Genomic DNA, 15855 nt, shown 5'->3' with positions numbered 1-15855 from the left:
CCTTTGCTCAACTGCCGCCTATACACTGCCCCGCAACATCAACCCGAGGCAAGACATGACCTACCATCCCAAATCGGATTTCATCGCCACGATGATCGAGCGCGGCTTTCTCGCCGACTGCACCGATTATCAGGGCCTTGACGACGCCATGATCGCGGGGGTGGTTCCGACCTATATCGGGTATGATGCCACGGCCAAGTCGTTGCACGTGGGGCATCTGCTGAACATCATGATGCTGCGCTGGCTGCAAAAGACCGGCCACAAGCCGATCACGCTCATGGGCGGCGGCACCACCAAGGTGGGCGATCCGTCGTTCCGTTCGGATGAACGCCCGCTGCTCGGCCCCGAACAGATCGACGAGAACATCGCCGGCATGAAACAAGTCTTTGCCAAGTACCTGACCTATGGCGACGGACCGACCGATGCCCTGATGCTGAACAATGCGGAATGGCTGGATGGGCTGAACTATCTCGACTTCCTGCGCGATATCGGGCGGCATTTCTCGGTCAACCGGATGCTGTCATTTGAATCGGTGAAATCGCGGCTGGATCGCGAGCAATCGCTGTCGTTTCTCGAATTCAACTACATGATCCTGCAAGCCTATGACTTCCTTGAGCTCAACCGGCGCTATGGCTGTCTGTTGCAGATGGGCGGCAGCGATCAATGGGGCAATATCGTCAACGGCATCGACCTGACCCGCAGGGTGCTGGATCACGAGATCTACGGGCTGACCTCGCCGCTGCTGACCACCAGCGATGGGCGCAAGATGGGCAAGAGCCAGGGGGGCGCGATCTGGCTGAATGCCGATATGCTGTCGCCCTACGAGTTCTGGCAATTCTGGCGCAACACCACCGACGCCGATGTCGGGCGGTTCCTCAAGCTCTATACCGAGCTTGCGGTCGATGAATGCGAGCGGCTGGGGGCCCTGGCCGGGTCCGAGATCAACGAAGCCAAGATCCGGCTGGCCAACGAGGTCACCGCCCTGTGCCACGGGGCCGACGCCGCCCGGGCCGCCGAAGCCACGGCGCGCGAAGTCTTTGAAAGAGGCGGCGTTGGCGACGACCTGCCAACGCTGATCCTGACGCAGGACGATCTGCCGATCTCGGTCGTTCAGGCCATCATGCGCGCGGGGCTGGCGAAATCCGGCAAGGACGCCAAGCGCCTGATCGCCGAGAACGGTGCGCGGCTCGATGATGCGCCGCTGACCGATGCCGGGCTCATGCTGGATGCTGCGGCGCTGACGAATCCGGTCAAGCTCAGCGCCGGCAAGAAACGTCACGCGCTGGTCCAGTTGGCAGAGTGATCGTCAGAGCAGCAGCCAGTCCACGAGGCTGAGCACCGCGAAGACCGGCACCGACAGGATGCTGGCCAAGAGCAGCGCCGCCGCCCGTGTCGGGCGCGTGGAGGGGCATGTGACGCCCTGTACGGTATCTGGTGGCTTGCGCATCCAGGCATTAACCCGGCATTAGGTTTATGCCGGGTTAATGCAGCCCATGTTTGACAACGCTCCGTCACAGGGCGCCCGCCCCCGCCCCTTGCAGCAACATCCGAATTTCGCCGCCGCCCTGCGCGCCTGCGGTCAGGATCCATTGCTGCTGCACCATCCGGTTCCGGCAGTGATCCTGCGCCAGCGTCTTGGCGGTCGCCTTCCCGTGGCCATGTTGGCGCGGGCAGAGCCCGTGTTGATGCGGGGCATGACCCGCGATTGGCTCGCGGATTCCGGGCTCGCGCGCACGCCGCTCATCCTGTCGCCCGATGCCCCCTGTGCAACCCAGCTCGCGCGGTTGGGAGCGGTCCCGGTGATGACCCCCGCATGGGTGGCCGAGATCGACCTGACACAGGCAAAGCACGACCGTCGCGCCCGCCTGCACCAGAAATGGCGCAACCGGCTAACCCGTGCCGAGGCCAACAAACGCTTGAAACTCGTGGTGGATACGGGTGCCCCATCGGCGGAGCATTGGCTGTTCACGGCGGATCGGACGTTGCAGCACCGGCGCGGGTTTCGCAACTGGCCCGAGGCACTGACCCTGGCTTATGCGCGGGAAAACCCCGGCCAAACGGTGCTATTCACGGCAAAGGACGGGCGCGAAGAAGTGGCCGCGATGCTGTTCCTGCGCCATGGCCGCGCCGCCACCTATCATATCGGGCACAGCACCCCCGCCGGGCGCGCGGTTTCGGCACATGCGCTGATCCTGTGGCGGGCGGCGTGCTGGTTTGCCGAACAGGGGGTCGCGCGGCTGGACCTTGGTCAGATCGACACGCAGCACGCCGCCGGTCTCGCCCGGTTCAAGTTGGGCAGCGGCGCAGCCCCCCGTCCGCTCGGCGGAACATGGCTCTGGTGGCCGCCGCTTGGCCGGTCGCTGGGATGGCTCGCGGCCTGTGATCGCCGCCGGATGCAGCCGGTGCCGCGCTGAGTGCTGGACATCACGCCTCGCCCGCGATTAACTGAACATACGTTCAAATTAGGGGGAGATGTCCATGAAACTGTCGAGCACGGCCGCAATCATCACCGGCGGCGCATCCGGTCTTGGCGAGGCCACCGCCCGCCATTTCGCCGATCAGGGTGCGCAGGTCACCATCCTGGACCGCGATACCGCGCGCGGACCAACCGTCGCCACGGAAATCGGCGGGCATTTTGCCGAGACCGACGTGACGGACGAAGACTCGGTCGCCGCCGCGATTGCCCTTGCAAAGACCAGGATGGGAAGGATCACCGCCTGCATCAACTGCGCGGGAATCGCCTTTGGCATCAAGACCGTGGGCAAGGACGGGCCGCACCCGCTGGACGCGTTCAGGCGCACGCTGGACATCAACCTTGCCGGCACGTTCAACGTCGCCCGGCTTGCCGCTGTCGAAATCGCCCGGAACGATCCGGAACCCGATGGCGCGCGCGGGGTCATCATCAACACGGCTTCGATCGCGGCCTTTGACGGGCAAAAGGGACAGGCCGCCTATTCCGCGTCCAAGGGTGGGGTTGTCGGGCTGACGCTGCCGATGGCGCGGGACCTGGCCAGCAGCGGCATCCGGGTCATGACCATCGCGCCGGGTATTTTCATGACGCCGATGCTCGCCGGGTTGCCCGAAGAGGTACAGCAACAACTGGCTGCTGATGTGCCCAACCCGGCGCGGCTGGGCGATCCGTCGGAATACGGGCAATTGGCGGGTTTTATCGTCGAGGCGGGATATCTCAACGGCGAGGTGATCCGCATCGACGGCGCGTTGCGGATGCGCTAGTTTCCCGCCTTTTCCTCGAGGGTCAGCCACTCTTCCTCGGCGGCGGCAAGCTTGGCCTGCCGCGCCACCAGAGCCTCGGTTGCCTTCTGAAACTTGGCCGGCTCGCGGGTGTAAAGCTCCGGGTCGGCCATGAGCCCTTCGAGCTTGGCGATCTCTGCCTCCAACCGGGCGATTTCGTCGGGCAATGCCTCCAGACGGTGTTTCTCGGTAAACGAGAGACCGGATTTGGGCGCGGAGGGCTTTTCGCTCTTGGGCTTGGCGGGTTTCGGCTTGCTGCTGGCGGGTTCGGACACCGGGACCTTGCGCTGTGAAACATAATCGCTCCACCCGCCGGCATAAAGCGTCGCCCGCCCCTGCCCCTCCATTGCAACGGTCGCCGTCGCAACCCGGTCAAGAAAATCGCGGTCGTGGCTCACCAGAAGCACGGTGCCATCGTAGTCGTCCAGCAATTCCTGCAACAGGTCGAGCGTTTCCACGTCAAGATCGTTGGTCGGCTCGTCCATCACCAACAGGTTGCTTTGACGGGCCATCAACCGGGCCAGCAAAAGCCGCGCCTTTTCGCCGCCGGACAGGGATCGCACCGGCGCACGGGCCTGCGCCTCGTCGAACAGGAAATCCTTGAGATAGCCGACCACATGGCGCGGCGCCCCGCGCACCATCACCTGATCGGCACGTCCGGACACCCGCATCTCGGCATCACCGGTCAGGCTGTCCCAGAGGGTCATATCGGGATCAAGCTGTGCACGGGCCTGGTCGAACACCGCGATGTCAAGATTGGTGCCTAGTTTGACCTGCCCCGAATCGGGTGTGATCTCGCCCAGCAACATCTTGAGCAGGGTCGTTTTGCCCGCGCCGTTTGGCCCGACAAAGGCGATGCGGTCGCCGCGCTGAACCGTGATCGAGAAATTGCGGATGATCTCGGTATCGCCAAAGGACTTTGCGATGCCCTCGGCCTCGATCACCTTCTTGCCGGATTTTTCGCCCGACGCCAGCGCCAGGTCGGCCGTGCCCTGCCGCCGCACCTGGCCTGCCCGTTCGGCCCGCAACGCCTGAAGTGCGCGCACCCGCCCCTGGTTGCGTTTGCGCCGTGCGCTGATGCCTTCGACCGCCCACCTGGCCTCGGATTTGATCAGCCGGTTCAGCTTGTGGCGCTGCATGTCCTCTTCTTCCCAGACAGTGTCACGCCACGCCTCGAACGCCTCGAACCCCTTGTCCTGCCGGCGCACCGCCCCCCGATCGATCCACAGCGTGGCCCGCGACAGGGCGCGCAGAAAGGCGCGGTCGTGACTGATCAGGACATAAGCGGCGCGGGTCGCCGACAATTCGCGCTCGAGCCAGTGGATCGCCTCGATATCCAGGTGGTTGGTCGGTTCGTCCAGCAACATCAGATCGGGCGCTTCGCCCATCAGCTTGGCCAGCGCCGCGCGCCGTCTTTCGCCCCCCGACGCGGTCTCGACCGGACGATCCGGGTTGAATTTCAGCCCCTCGCCCGCCCGCTCGATCCGGTACATCTCGCCGGGTTCCAGCCCGCTTGCCGCGTAATCGCCCAGCGTGGCAAAGCCCGCCAGATCCGGGTCCTGCTCCATGTAGCCCACCGAGGATCCCGGCGTCACAACCACGCTGCCGCCATCCGGTTCGACAAGGCCGGCCATGACTTTCATCAAGGTGGATTTTCCCGATCCGTTGCGCCCGACAAGCGCCAGACGGTCACCGGGCTGAACAACCAGGTCGAGATTTGCAAAGACCGGATCCCCGCCAAAGCCGAGGGAAATTCCGGAGAGTTGAAGCAGGGGTATACGGGCCATGGCCGCCAGCTAAACCGCCCCGCACCAACCGTCAACGCTCGTGGTGGAACTTTCGGCTCGCGGCACTGCGCTTTAGCGCGCCAACGCCCGCAACAGCCGTTTGCGGCCTTCGGGGATGGCGGCGATGTCCAGCCCGGTAAAGACATGCAGCGTGTTCATCTGCCGGTCGATCACCGCGCGGTCGCTGACCCGCCCGCCCATCGCGAGATAGCTGCGCAACAGCGGCGGCATTTGTGCCAGCGCGCGATTGCCGTCCCGCGCCGGAGTGCAATTCTCGGCATAGCCGAAGGTCGCGGGCGCAATGGTGACAAGCTGCCAGGCCTCGGGTGCGAGATGGCGCGCGGCCAATTCGGCAAAGGCGTCGCCATACCGCCCGGGATCGGTGCCGGCAAATGAGGTACAGCCGATCAACATCCGCGCACCCGCCTCGTCGACAAAGGCCGTCAGCGCCCCCCAAGCGATGCGCAGGATATCGGCATCGCGCAAGCCCGGTTCGACACAAAACCGCCCCATCTCGACCAATGGCCCGTGTTCCTCGAAAAGTTTCGCAAAATCATAATATTGCGCGCAATAGCTGTGACCAAGGTCGGCCGGTGCCGCCATCAGGTTGAGGCGAAAACAACAGCACAGCGCCCCGCTGCGTGCCTCTTCGATCAACATATGCAGACAGCTGTCGTCATAGGGATCGGCATCCGGAGTGGCGAGACCGAACCCCCTTTGCCGCAATGCCCGCGCGGCGGCGATGTCGTCGGGTGAACTGGCCCGGCGAACGATATAGCGGCCCTGCGCCTGAATCGGGGTCTGCTGAAGCATGGCGGACTCGTATGACACTCGGGCGAATCGTAGGACCGCAATGTCACAGGATCAAGGCAGAAGCCCCGGGGCCCGCCGCTTTATTCGTCGATCACCGCGCCGGGATTGAAGTTGCCGATATTGCCAAGAAGCTGGCGCAGGAATGTCGCGTTGCCGACGCTGGCTTCGGTCACGCGCCGGTTCAGCACGATGACCTGGCCATCTTCGAGACCATAGCGCTCGATATTCTGGACCACGCCGGATTGGGTAAAGCTGATTGCGACCAGCTGCCGTTCAACCACCCTGGGTTCGCTTGCGCCGTAATGGCGCAGACGCGAGCTGACGTAGTAATAGCCGCTCTCGTTCAACACGCCCGAGACCGAGGGAATGCCGATTGCCTCGGCAACCGTGTCGCGCGTATCGACCCCGACCGTCACCTTGGCAAGGTCCTCTTCGGTGGGCACATAGCCATGATCGCGATAGATCGCCGTGCACCCGGCAACCGCAAGCCCCGCCACGACCAGAACGGCCGCGCGCAATGTCGGTTTGATACACGATGATTTGCCGAACATGGCTGCCCTCTTGCCTTGGCGTGATACGCCTTTTATCCCGATTACAGAAACCGGACGGATGGTTCAAGAAACGAAAGTCGCACGATGCCCGATACGACATCCCTGCGGGTCGCCGACCTGCCCCAGAACACGCCCACCACCTTTGAGTTGCGCCCCGACCCGGCGGCGCAAAAGGCGCTGGCGGATGAGCTTGGCCTGAGCGGCCTGCGCAAACTTCGCTTTGCCGGACAGGTCGCCGCACAGGGAGCGCGCGACTGGGAATTGACCGGTACGCTGGGCGCGACGGTGGTACAGCCCTGCGTGGTCACGCTCGAACCGGTGACGACGCGCATCGACGTGGATGTTCGCCGGCTTTATGTCGCGGATCTGCCCGAGGTGACCGGCGATGAAGTCGAAATGCCCGAGGATGACAGTGTCGAACGGCTCGCCGCCGTGATTGATCCCGGTGCGGTGATGGCCGAGGCGCTGGCGCTGGCGCTGCCGCTCTACCCACGCAAGGCGGGGACCGAAGCGACCAACGCGGTGTTTGCCCAAAAGGGAATCAAGCCCATGAGCGATGACGACGCGCGCCCGTTTGCCGGGCTTGCAGAGTTGCGCGATGCCCTGAAAAAGGATAGCTAGCCGCCGACGACACCGGGAACCGGCCGGGCATGTGGAAAAATTGCTTGCACCCGCAGAAAATCGCAGTATTTTCGCGCGCTCACCGGATTTAGGGTTGGACATCGTACGGGCCTCGGCCTAAACGCACGGCACGCCGGTCAGAACGATACGCGAAACAAGAAATGCAACACGGCCACGGATCGTCCGCCGGCCCCTATCAGACAAAGGTTGAGACATGGCTGTCCAACAGAACAAAGTATCCAAGTCGCGCCGCAACAATCGTCGTGCGCACGATGCACTGGTTGCTGCAAACCCGAACGAATGCCCGAACTGCGGCGAGCTCAAGCGCCCGCACCATGTTTGCGCGTCCTGCGGTCACTATGACGACAAGGAAATCGTCGCGCTGACCGAAGAGATCGATCTGGACGAAGACGCCGCGTAAACCGGACAGGCCACCCCTGAATGACGGCCCAGCCCGACCAGAACCCGACACACGCCAACCGTATCATCATTTCGGTTGACGCCATGGGTGGAGACAAGGGCCCCGGGGCCGTTGTTGCCGGCATCGCCAAATCCGCGGACAAGAACCCGGAAATCGGGTTCATTCTGCACGGGCCGGAAGCAGAGCTTCGCCCGCTTGTGGACAAGCGCGCCGTTCTCAGGGATCGGGTCGAATTCCGCGACACGGCAGATGTCGTGACGATGGAAGACAAGCCGCGCGACGTGATGCGCAACGGCAAGGGCACCTCCATGTGGTCGGCGCTCGAGTCGATGCGCAATGGCGAGGCGGCGGGTGTGGTATCCTGTGGCAACACCGGCGCGCTGATGGCACTCAGCGTGATCCGGCTTCGCAAGCTGCCGGGCGTGAACCGTCCGGCAATCGCGATTCTGTTTCCCTCGCTCAACCGGCATGGCTTTACCCTGATGCTGGACGCCGGTGCCGATATCCGCGCGGACGAGCAGGACCTTTTGCAATATGCCCTGATGGGTGCATCCTACGCACGCAACGGCCTTGAACTCGACAAGCCACGCGTGGGCCTGCTCAATGTCGGCACCGAGGAACACAAGGGCCGCACCGAGCTCAGGGACGCGCACGGGCTGATTTCCCGTTTTGCCGATCAGGCGAATTTCGACTTTGTCGGCTTTGTCGAAGGCAGCGACATTCCCGGCGATGTCGCCGATGTCATCGTCACCGACGGGTTTACCGGCAACGTCGCGATCAAGACCGGCGAAGGCACCGCGCGGCTGATTGCATCGCTGTTGCGCGAGGCGTTCAAATATTCGCTCCTGTCGCGGCTGGCATCGGTGCTCGCGATCACCTCGCTCGGGCGGCTGAAGAAACGAATCGACCCCCGGCGCGTCAATGGCGGCGTGTTTCTCGGGCTGAACGGAACGGTGATCAAATCACATGGCAGCGCCGATGCAACCGGGGTCTCCGCCGCGGTCAAGCTGGCCTTCCAGCTCGCCAAGACCGGTTTCTCGGAAAAACTGGCCGCCCGGGTTGCATCCACCGTTGTGCTTGCCCAAGATATATCGGAACCGACCGACGGGACGGCGGAACAACAAGAAGATAAAGGCCAGGCATGACTTTGCGCGCAGTCGCTATTGGAATTGGACACTACCTGCCGGACCGCGTGGTCCCGAACTCCGAGTTCGAAGCCACTCTTGACACATCGGACGAATGGATTCGCTCGCGTTCGGGCATCGAACGCCGGCATTTTGCCGCCGAGGGCGAAACCACCTCGAACCTCGCCACCAAGGCCGCAACCGCCGCGTTGCAGGATGCCGGGATCACCGCCGCCGACGTGGACGCGATCATCGTCGCCACATCGACCGCCGATCTCACCTTTCCGTCCGCCGCAACCATGGTGCAATCCGAACTTGGCATGCGGCATGGCTTTGCCTTTGACGTGCAGGCGGTCTGTGCCGGCTTTGTCTATGCGCTGAGCACGGCAAACGCGCTGATCGTGTCGGGCCAGGCGCGGCGGGTTCTGGTCATTGGTGCCGAAACCTTCAGCCGGATCATGGACTGGACCGACCGGGCCACCTGTGTGCTGTTTGGCGACGGCGCGGGTGCGCTGGTGCTCGAAGCGCAGGATGGCAATGGCAGCACCCAGGACAGGGGCATCCTTGCAACCGATTTGCATTCCGACGGGCAATTCAAGGATTTGCTCTATGTCGACGGCGGGGTTTCGACCCAGACCACCGGGCATTTGCGCATGCAGGGCAACCAGGTGTTCCGCCACGCGGTCGAAAAGCTGGCGGCTACCGCGGAAGCGGCGCTGGACAAGGCCGGACTGTCATCGGACGCCGTTGACTGGATCGTGCCGCATCAGGCCAATATCCGCATCATCCAGGGCACCGCGCGCAAGATGGGGCTCGACATGGAAAAGGTCGTGGTGACGGTGCAGGATCACGGCAACACTTCGGCGGCATCGATTCCCCTCGCCCTGTCGGTGGGAAAACAACGCGGCCAGATCAAACCCGGCGATGTCATCGTGACCGAGGCCATTGGCGGCGGTCTGGCCTGGGGCGCCGTGGTATTGCGCTGGTAGGACCCCGCGCGATCACGCCTTTGACGCCACTTGCAAATCATTGATATTGACAGCGAATTTGCCTCGGTCCTATGCTGCGTTCCAACATTAGGGGGTGATTATGGGCGAAAAGACTCTGACGCGGATGGACCTGAGTGAAGCTGTGTTCCGAGAAGTCGGCCTTTCACGAAACGAAAGTGCGCAGCTTGTCGAGAGCATGCTCGAGCACATGTCCGACGCCCTCGTTCGCGGCGAACAGGTCAAAATCTCGTCTTTCGGCACCTTCAGCGTGCGTGACAAATCGGCCCGGATCGGACGCAATCCCAAAACCGGCGAGGAAGTTCCGATTCAACCACGCCGTGTTCTGACCTTTCGTCCGTCGCATCTGATGAAAGACCGGGTTGCCGCAGGCAACAAGAAATCCTGATCCGGGGATAGGTGAATGACCAAGTCGCCTGACGCATTTCGCACGATCAGCGAAGTGGCGGACTGGCTGGGTATCCAGGCCCATGTCCTGCGCTTTTGGGAAAGCAAGTTCAGCCATGTGAAACCGGTCAAGCGCGCCGGCGGGCGGCGGTATTACCGGCCCTCTGACATGCAGTTGATCGGCGGGATCAAGCACCTGCTCTACGAGGATGGGCTGACCATCAAGGGCGTTCAGAAAGTCCTGCGCGAGCAAGGTGTTAGCTATGTGGCCAACCTGTCTCCTTCACTGACGGAGACGGCTGAAACGATTGCCCGGGCACCGGATGCGGAGGTCCCACCCGCGGAGATTTCCGCGCCGGAACCGGCGGCCCCGCAACAGCCCGAACCCCGGCCAGCCCCCGTCGAGACCACGGAACAGCCCGAGGACCCCGTGCAGGCGGATGATGATGTCGCGCCGCCCGAAACCGAGATCCCGCCCGAAGAGCCGGACGAGCCGCCGCAGGTCGCAGAGACCGGGCAGGAAGAGCTGCCCCTGCCCGAGTTCATCCATCGCCGCGCGGCCCCCGACATGACCGAGCAGGCCGAATCCGAAGCCAGCGCCGCTCAACCCGCAGAGGCATCGAGCACCGCCCCCCCGGATGATTCTGTCACACCGGATCCCGAGATCGCGCCGCTTGTCGTCGAGGCCCCGGATCCGCCGGAAGAAAGCGACATGCCCTATTCCCCCGGCATTCTGGCCGATTTGTCGGCCTGTGACTCGCTGGATGCCAGCCAGGTTGCCGCGGCACGACCCCTGATCGGGGCGCTGGATGCGTGGCTGGGCAAAGTGTCTGGCGCAGCTTAGGGAAATTCCGGTGATTCCCTCTTGCCCCCGGTCTGAAAACCGGTATGAACGGCCCATCGTCGGGCTATGGCGCAGCCTGGTAGCGCGTCCGTCTGGGGGACGGAAGGTCGCAGGTTCGAGTCCTGCTAGCCCGACCAAATCACACCGACGATTGCCCCGATCGCCAAGGGGAACGAAATGACAGGCGTCAGTCCGAATCAGCAGATTACCGCCATGCTGGAAAGCGGCGCCATCACCGCCACCGCGCCGATTGCGCCCGGACAGGTGCAGCCCGCCAGCCTTGACCTGCGGCTGGGCGACGTTGCCTATCGCGTGCGGGCATCGTTCCTGCCCGGCCCCGAACGCAGCGTGCGCGACCGGATGACGGATTTCACCATGCATGAAATCGACCTGACCGGCGGTGCCGTGCTGGAAAAGGGCTGTGTCTATGTCGTGCCCCTGATGGAGAGCCTGGCCCTGCCCCGCGACATGTCCGGCGCGGCCAGCGCCAAATCCTCCATCGGCCGGCTTGATCTCTTGACCCGGATCATCACCGATCGCGGGCTGGAGTTCGACCGCATCGCACCCGGCTATCACGGGCAGCTCTATGTCGAGATCTGTCCCCAGAGTTTCTCGGTCATCGCGCGCACCGGCCAGATGCTGAATCAGGTGATCTTTCGCACCGGCAAGACGGTCATCGCGGATGACGAGCTGCGCCAAATCCATGCCGCTTCGCCCATCGTGTCCGGCGACGCCGTCATTTCCGACGGGCTTGGCTTTTCCGTCGACCTGCGCCCGCAGAGCGGCACGTTGGTTGGCTACCGGGCGAAACCGCACACCGGCGTGATCGATCTTGCGCGGCTGAATCACTATGCGCCCGACGACTTCTGGGAGCCCGTGCGCACCGAATCCGGTTGGATCATACTCGATCCCGGTGCGTTCTATATTCTTGTCAGCCGCGAGGCGATTGCGATCCCGCCCCATTGCGCCGCCGAAATGGCCCCATACCTGGCGATGGTCGGTGAATTCCGGGTGCATTACGCGGGCTTTTTCGACCCCGGTTTCGGCTATGCGCCGGCTGGCGGGGCCGGGTCTCGCGGGGTGCTCGAAGTGCGCTGCCACGAGGCGCCGTTTGTGCTGGAACACGGACAGATCGTCGGCAAGCTGGTCTATGAACGGATGTCAGAAGTGCCGACCCAGCTTTACGGCGCGGGAATCGCGTCGAACTATCAGGGCCAGGGGCTCAAGCTGTCCAAGCATTTCCGCGCCTGACCGCTGCCCCCGGCGGGCCGGTCCATCACATTTTGTTCATGCGCGAGGCGCGATTGGCCATCCGCGCCGCACGGCGGGCGCGGCGCTGTTGCTTGGTCAGGGCCGGCGGGGCATTGGTCTGTGCCGGCTGATCCGCGTCCGGGTTGCCCGCGTTTCGCCGTTGTGAATATCTCGATGCGGCATCGATACCGGCATTGACGCCCTTGTTGACCGCCTTGCGCATGAGAATGCGCAAAACCATGTTGATCACCTGGTTCAGGTTCATACCGATCCCCTAGCTGCTGCCCCCAATATAGGACCTATCTCGTCAATTTCAGGGCAGACGTGCATTAATCCTCAAAGAGCTCGGGCTGGCCGGCACCGATATCTTCGTCGTCATCGTCTTTCTCGCCCACCGTTGGCAGCGCACTGGGCGGCAGGCGGTTCTCAAGCAGCCCCGCCGAACGCAGTTCCTTGAGGCCGGGCAGATCCCGCGCGCTCTCCAATCCGAAATGGTCGAGAAATTGCGGCGTCACCACAAAGGTCACCGGCCGCCCCGGAGTCATCTTGCGCCGCCCGAACCGGATCCATTCCATTTCGAGCAGCTGATCCACCGTCCCGCGCGATACCGACACGCCTCGGATCTCTTCGATCTCGGCGCGGGTCACCGGTTGGTGATAGGCAATGATCGCAAGGGTTTCGATGGCCGCCCGGCTGAGCTTGCGGGTCTCGACCGTTTCCTTCTGCATCAGAAATCCAAGATCAGGCGCGGTACGGATCGCCCAGGCATCGCCCACCCTGAGCACCTGCACCCCGCGCCCTTCATAGCGCTTGCGCAACCGCACCAGAGCCTCGGCAGCGTCACAGCCATGGGGCATCCGCGATTCCAGGTCGCGCACGCTGACCGGCTCGGCACTGGCAAAGAGCACCGCTTCGACCATGCGTTCCTGCTCGCCCATGGGCGGTGCCTGAAACAGGCTCTCGGATGGCGTCTCTTGTGCGTCACTCTCTTGGGTCACGAGCGGTCGTCTTTCCTGCGCAGCTGGATCGGGGCGAATGTTTCGGTCTGGCGGATCTCCAGATGCCCCTCCTTTACCAGTTCGAGAGAGGCGGCAAAAGTCGCCGCCGTGGCCGAGCGCCGGCGCACCGGGTCATTGCTCCATCCATCCGGCATATAGGTGGTCAGATCGGTCCATGTCCCTGCAAAGCCGATCAGCGGGCGCATCCGTTCCAGCGCCTGTTCCATGGTAAAGACCGAGTCGCGATCCATCACAAAGGGGCGGAACTCGTCCCGGGTCCGGATGCGCGCATAGCCCTGCATCAGGTCCAGCAGCGTCGCGGTATAGGTCACCGTCTTGATCCGGGTGACATCCTCGGCCTGTCCGCGTGCAAAGAAATCCCGCCCCAGCCGGTCACGCCCCATCAGCCGCGCGGCGGCATCGCGCATGGCCTGGAGCCGCTCCAGTTGAAACGCCAGATGCGCCGCCAGTTCCTCGCCCGACGGGCCCTCTTCGGTCGGGTCCGGCGGCAACAGCAGGCGCGATTTGAGAAAGGCCAGCCACGCCGCCATGACCAGATAGTCGGCCGCCAGTTCCAGCCGCAGGGCCTTGGCCTTTTCCACAAATGCGAGATACTGATGGGCCAGCTGCAAGACCGAGATCTTGCGCAGGTCCACTTTTTGTGTGCGTGACAGGGTCAGCAACACGTCCAGCGGGCCCTCGAACCCATCGACATCGACGATCAGCGCCTCGGCGGCGACGCGTTCCGCCACCGACATGCCATCATCCTGAAGAGGAGTCTCAGCCATAGACCTTTCCGCTCATCAAGCGGTGAAGGTCGGCCTCGCAGGCCGGAATGTCAAGTTCGGAAGGCGCCCGGCGTGCCTCGAGCGCGGCCTCGGCGCGGCGCTGTGCGGCATCGGTCATGCGGCCCGCGGCCTCTGCCACCTCGGCCCGTTCCGCCAGCGTGCCGTTGCAATGCAGGATCACGTCGCACCCCGCCGCAATGGCCGCGCGCGACAGGTCGCCAAGCGACCCCGTCAGCGCCTTCATCGAAATGTCATCGGTCATGATCAGCCCGTCAAACCCGATCTGCTCACGGATCACCGAGATCATGCGCGGTGAAATTGTCGCCGGTTGCGGATCGATGGCATCATAGACCAGATGCGCGGTCATCCCCATCGGCAGGTCATTGAGCGCGCGAAACGGCGCGAAATCCGTGTCATCCAGCGCCTCGGCATTTACCGAGACATGCGGCAGGTCGAAATGGCTGTCCTGTGTGGCCCGGCCATGGCCCGGCACATGTTTGAGAACCGGCAGAACCCCGCCCGCCAGCATCCCGTCCGCCGCCGCGCGACCAAGCAGCGCGACCTGTTCGGGTTCTTCGCCATAGCAGCGGTTCCTGAGAAAGTCATGGGTCTGCGGCCCGGCCAGATCAACCATGGGGGCACAGTTGCTGTCGATGCCATACTCGCGCAGCTCATGGGCAATCAGCCGATAACGCAGGTACATCGCCCGCTCGGCCCCGTCACCCGCATTGGCTACGTGATCCAGCGGCGGCAACCAGTCGCGCGCCAGCGGCGGGCGCAACCGTTGTACACGCCCCCCCTCCTGATCGATGGTAATCGGTGCCTCGCGCCCGACCGCATCGCGGAAATCGCCACAGAGCGCGCGGATCTGGTCCGGTGTATCCAGGTTGCGGGCAAACAGGATAAAGCCGAACGGGTCCGCGTCGCGAAAGAACGCCTTTTCATCCGCGCTCAGCCGCAGGCCATCCGCGTCCAGGATCGTGGCACCAAAATTCATCGGGTGACGACCGGAATGCAATCCGCCTGTTCCGCGACCAGCGCCGAACAGAACCGTCGCGCATCTGCCAAGTCATCAAACCCCATGGCGCGCAGCCGGTAAAAAGTGCGCCCGCCGCTGCTGGCCTGTTGCACGACGCGTGACTTGCCATCCATGTAATCGCCGAATTTCCCGGCCAGCCGGTCCCATTCCTGTCGCGCCAGGTCGGGGCTGTCGAATGCGCCCAGCTGGGCGAGACGGGTCCCCACGGGCAGGCTGTCGGGATCGACATCCAAACCGGGTTTCGCCGCGACCTGGGTCACCACCGCGCGTGAGGCCGTGGCGTTTGCCGGACGCGGCTTCGGTCGCAACGACCGCGCGGGTCCGGGGCCGGTCACCACGGCTGGCGTGGGTTCTGCGCCGTTGATCGCCGCCTGCGCCGTTGCGAGGTCGGCAGGTTGTTCAACCCGCGCCGCCGCCTTGACAATGGTTGCCTCGGCCTGATCCTCGCCCCCCGACAACACACCGGCAAGCAGGCGATCCACCATCGAGCTCACGCTGCCCGGATCCGCTTCGCGCTCGGTCGTGCCCGCCGTCGCGGCCATCACGTCATCATCGGGTTTCGCCGGCTGATCCTCGTCCGCCAGGTCCACGGGCCGGGGCGCCAGAATGAGCCGGTCCGCCGGTGCCTCGGCGGTGCCTTGCGCGGCCACCGCGTTCACCGCCAGCCCCTGGTGATCGGCGGGCATCCCACCCGGATCCTCGGGCTGTACCCGCATCGGCCCCTCGACCGCCCGCACCACCGGAACGCCGCTGACGTCCCGCATCACCAGCTGATAGCCCCACACACCGATGCCCGCGATCAACGCCAGCGATGCCGCCGCGCCCAATAGGTTCAGAGCCGCGCCAAGCGGGGCTCCACCCGGTCCGCTGGATGACTCCTGTTCGTCCACGTCATACGTGGGATAGATCTCTGCCATGTCCGCCTCACTGCCCGTGCGCACCGTGACTGGCGGTGCAATGGGTTCTCGTTAC

The 15855-nt window shown here is 64.0% G+C and carries 19 protein-coding genes and 1 tRNA gene; 11 read left to right on the top strand and 9 right to left on the bottom strand.

What is annotated here, in order from left to right; genetic code table 11:
• Positions 1–55: 55 nt before the first annotated feature.
• Positions 56–1303 carry a tyrosine--tRNA ligase gene (gene tyrS, locus ACP15R_RS10335; protein ID WP_424986320.1) on the top strand — a complete coding sequence of 416 codons (1248 nt, stop codon included), beginning with the start codon at positions 56–58 and terminating at the stop codon, positions 1301–1303.
• Between the two features lie 3 nt (positions 1304–1306).
• Here the strand turns inward: tyrS and ACP15R_RS10330 are convergent, their stop codons facing one another.
• Positions 1307–1447 carry a hypothetical protein gene (locus tag ACP15R_RS10330; protein ID WP_424986319.1) on the bottom strand — a complete coding sequence of 47 codons (141 nt, stop codon included), beginning with the start codon at positions 1445–1447 and terminating at the stop codon, positions 1307–1309.
• Positions 1448–1493: 46 nt separating this feature from the next.
• Here ACP15R_RS10330 and ACP15R_RS10325 point away from each other — a divergent pair, with 46 nt between their 5' ends.
• Together ACP15R_RS10325 and ACP15R_RS10320 are read left to right on the top strand one after the other, a co-directional pair.
• The gene (locus ACP15R_RS10325; RefSeq protein ID WP_424986318.1) at positions 1494–2414 is read left to right on the top strand and encodes a GNAT family N-acetyltransferase; all 921 of its coding nucleotides are present in this window, start codon (positions 1494–1496) and stop codon (positions 2412–2414) included.
• Positions 2415–2478: 64 nt separating this feature from the next.
• Positions 2479–3234 carry an SDR family NAD(P)-dependent oxidoreductase gene (locus ACP15R_RS10320; RefSeq protein WP_424986317.1) on the top strand — a complete coding sequence of 252 codons (756 nt, stop codon included), beginning with the start codon at positions 2479–2481 and terminating at the stop codon, positions 3232–3234.
• Here the strand turns inward: ACP15R_RS10320 and ACP15R_RS10315 are convergent.
• The 3 genes from ACP15R_RS10315 to ACP15R_RS10305 all read right to left on the bottom strand — a co-directional run bounded on the left by ACP15R_RS10315 (position 3231) and on the right by ACP15R_RS10305 (position 6403).
• Positions 3231–5039 carry an ABC-F family ATP-binding cassette domain-containing protein gene (locus tag ACP15R_RS10315; protein ID WP_424986316.1) on the bottom strand — a complete coding sequence of 603 codons (1809 nt, stop codon included), beginning with the start codon at positions 5037–5039 and terminating at the stop codon, positions 3231–3233. The genes ACP15R_RS10320 and ACP15R_RS10315 overlap by 4 nt on opposite strands.
• Positions 5040–5111: 72 nt before the next feature.
• Entirely contained in the window at positions 5112–5852 is a 741-nt protein-coding gene (locus tag ACP15R_RS10310) for a GNAT family N-acetyltransferase (protein WP_424986315.1), read from the bottom strand.
• Positions 5853–5932: 80 nt separating this feature from the next.
• Positions 5933–6403, bottom strand: a complete 471-nt coding sequence (locus tag ACP15R_RS10305; protein WP_424986314.1) for an outer membrane protein assembly factor BamE — start codon at positions 6401–6403, stop codon at positions 5933–5935.
• Positions 6404–6487: 84 nt separating this feature from the next.
• On the opposite strand from ACP15R_RS10305, the gene ACP15R_RS10300 reads away from it, so the two are divergent.
• From ACP15R_RS10300 to ACP15R_RS10265, 8 genes are all read left to right on the top strand, one after another.
• On the top strand, positions 6488–7024 hold the full coding sequence (locus ACP15R_RS10300) for a YceD family protein (protein ID WP_424986313.1): 537 nt from the start codon (positions 6488–6490) through the stop codon (positions 7022–7024).
• A 214-nt stretch (positions 7025–7238) separates the two neighbouring features.
• A complete protein-coding gene (gene rpmF, locus ACP15R_RS10295; RefSeq protein WP_369956457.1) occupies positions 7239–7445 on the top strand; it encodes a 50S ribosomal protein L32 in 207 nt (68 codons plus the stop codon).
• A gap of 20 nt (positions 7446–7465) precedes the next feature.
• Positions 7466–8590 carry a phosphate acyltransferase PlsX gene (gene plsX / locus ACP15R_RS10290; RefSeq protein ID WP_424986312.1) on the top strand — a complete coding sequence of 375 codons (1125 nt, stop codon included), beginning with the start codon at positions 7466–7468 and terminating at the stop codon, positions 8588–8590.
• The gene (locus tag ACP15R_RS10285; RefSeq protein WP_424986311.1) at positions 8587–9558 is read left to right on the top strand and encodes a beta-ketoacyl-ACP synthase III; all 972 of its coding nucleotides are present in this window, start codon (positions 8587–8589) and stop codon (positions 9556–9558) included. Before plsX ends, ACP15R_RS10285 begins: the two co-directional genes overlap by 4 nt.
• A 100-nt stretch (positions 9559–9658) precedes the next feature.
• The gene (gene ihfA / locus ACP15R_RS10280; RefSeq protein ID WP_369956454.1) at positions 9659–9964 is read left to right on the top strand and encodes an integration host factor subunit alpha; all 306 of its coding nucleotides are present in this window, start codon (positions 9659–9661) and stop codon (positions 9962–9964) included.
• Between the two features lie 15 nt (positions 9965–9979).
• Positions 9980–10807, top strand: coding sequence for a MerR family transcriptional regulator (locus tag ACP15R_RS10275; protein WP_424986310.1), 828 nt, complete (start codon positions 9980–9982; stop codon positions 10805–10807).
• Positions 10808–10867: 60 nt separating this feature from the next.
• Positions 10868–10944, top strand: a tRNA-Pro gene (locus ACP15R_RS10270).
• Positions 10945–10984: 40 nt separating this feature from the next.
• Positions 10985–12058 carry a 2'-deoxycytidine 5'-triphosphate deaminase gene (locus ACP15R_RS10265; RefSeq protein ID WP_424986309.1) on the top strand — a complete coding sequence of 358 codons (1074 nt, stop codon included), beginning with the start codon at positions 10985–10987 and terminating at the stop codon, positions 12056–12058.
• A 25-nt stretch (positions 12059–12083) separates the two neighbouring features.
• Here ACP15R_RS10265 and ACP15R_RS10260 read toward each other — a convergent pair whose 3' ends face one another.
• The 5 genes from ACP15R_RS10260 to ACP15R_RS10240 all read right to left on the bottom strand — a co-directional run bounded on the left by ACP15R_RS10260 (position 12084) and on the right by ACP15R_RS10240 (position 15800).
• Positions 12084–12323, bottom strand: a complete 240-nt coding sequence (locus tag ACP15R_RS10260) for a hypothetical protein (protein WP_424986308.1) — start codon at positions 12321–12323, stop codon at positions 12084–12086.
• Positions 12324–12387: 64 nt separating this feature from the next.
• Complete coding sequence (scpB, locus tag ACP15R_RS10255) at positions 12388–13056, bottom strand: SMC-Scp complex subunit ScpB (protein WP_424986307.1); 669 nt, start codon at positions 13054–13056, stop codon at positions 12388–12390.
• The gene (locus ACP15R_RS10250; RefSeq protein ID WP_424986306.1) at positions 13053–13844 is read right to left on the bottom strand and encodes a segregation and condensation protein A; all 792 of its coding nucleotides are present in this window, start codon (positions 13842–13844) and stop codon (positions 13053–13055) included. The genes scpB and ACP15R_RS10250 overlap by 4 nt, the downstream gene beginning before the upstream one ends.
• A complete protein-coding gene (nagZ, locus tag ACP15R_RS10245) occupies positions 13837–14841 on the bottom strand; it encodes a beta-N-acetylhexosaminidase (protein WP_424986305.1) in 1005 nt (334 codons plus the stop codon). The genes ACP15R_RS10250 and nagZ overlap by 8 nt, the downstream gene beginning before the upstream one ends.
• A complete protein-coding gene (locus ACP15R_RS10240) occupies positions 14838–15800 on the bottom strand; it encodes an SPOR domain-containing protein (protein WP_424986304.1) in 963 nt (320 codons plus the stop codon). Before ACP15R_RS10240 ends, nagZ begins: the two co-directional genes overlap by 4 nt.
• Positions 15801–15855 lie beyond the last annotated feature (55 nt).

This window comes from Microbulbifer sp. S227A, from assembly GCF_049800935.1.
The sequence above is the reverse complement of the archived record's forward strand: the minus strand, read 5'-3'. Positions and strand labels throughout refer to the sequence as shown.

What these genes read in the sequence shown, in the direction of transcription:
- ACP15R_RS10260 (WP_424986308.1), bottom strand. Translation starts at nt 12,323, where the DNA reads ATGAACCTGAACCAGGTGATCAACATGGTTTTGCGCATTCTCATGCGC.
- rpmF (WP_369956457.1), top strand. Translation starts at nt 7,239, where the DNA reads ATGGCTGTCCAACAGAACAAAGTATCCAAGTCGCGCCGCAACAATCGT.
- ihfA (WP_369956454.1), top strand. Translation starts at nt 9,659, where the DNA reads ATGGGCGAAAAGACTCTGACGCGGATGGACCTGAGTGAAGCTGTGTTC.
- ACP15R_RS10300 (WP_424986313.1), top strand. Translation starts at nt 6,488, where the DNA reads ATGCCCGATACGACATCCCTGCGGGTCGCCGACCTGCCCCAGAACACG.
- tyrS (WP_424986320.1), top strand. Translation starts at nt 56, where the DNA reads ATGACCTACCATCCCAAATCGGATTTCATCGCCACGATGATCGAGCGC.
- ACP15R_RS10265 (WP_424986309.1), top strand. Translation starts at nt 10,985, where the DNA reads ATGACAGGCGTCAGTCCGAATCAGCAGATTACCGCCATGCTGGAAAGC.
- ACP15R_RS10240 (WP_424986304.1), bottom strand. Translation starts at nt 15,800, where the DNA reads ATGGCAGAGATCTATCCCACGTATGACGTGGACGAACAGGAGTCATCC.
- ACP15R_RS10320 (WP_424986317.1), top strand. Translation starts at nt 2,479, where the DNA reads ATGAAACTGTCGAGCACGGCCGCAATCATCACCGGCGGCGCATCCGGT.
- ACP15R_RS10285 (WP_424986311.1), top strand. Translation starts at nt 8,587, where the DNA reads ATGACTTTGCGCGCAGTCGCTATTGGAATTGGACACTACCTGCCGGAC.
- ACP15R_RS10315 (WP_424986316.1), bottom strand. Translation starts at nt 5,039, where the DNA reads ATGGCCCGTATACCCCTGCTTCAACTCTCCGGAATTTCCCTCGGCTTT.
- plsX (WP_424986312.1), top strand. Translation starts at nt 7,466, where the DNA reads ATGACGGCCCAGCCCGACCAGAACCCGACACACGCCAACCGTATCATC.
- nagZ (WP_424986305.1), bottom strand. Translation starts at nt 14,841, where the DNA reads ATGAATTTTGGTGCCACGATCCTGGACGCGGATGGCCTGCGGCTGAGC.
- ACP15R_RS10325 (WP_424986318.1), top strand. Translation starts at nt 1,494, where the DNA reads ATGTTTGACAACGCTCCGTCACAGGGCGCCCGCCCCCGCCCCTTGCAG.
- ACP15R_RS10330 (WP_424986319.1), bottom strand. Translation starts at nt 1,447, where the DNA reads ATGCGCAAGCCACCAGATACCGTACAGGGCGTCACATGCCCCTCCACG.
- ACP15R_RS10250 (WP_424986306.1), bottom strand. Translation starts at nt 13,844, where the DNA reads ATGGCTGAGACTCCTCTTCAGGATGATGGCATGTCGGTGGCGGAACGC.
- ACP15R_RS10310 (WP_424986315.1), bottom strand. Translation starts at nt 5,852, where the DNA reads ATGCTTCAGCAGACCCCGATTCAGGCGCAGGGCCGCTATATCGTTCGC.
- ACP15R_RS10305 (WP_424986314.1), bottom strand. Translation starts at nt 6,403, where the DNA reads ATGTTCGGCAAATCATCGTGTATCAAACCGACATTGCGCGCGGCCGTT.
- ACP15R_RS10275 (WP_424986310.1), top strand. Translation starts at nt 9,980, where the DNA reads ATGACCAAGTCGCCTGACGCATTTCGCACGATCAGCGAAGTGGCGGAC.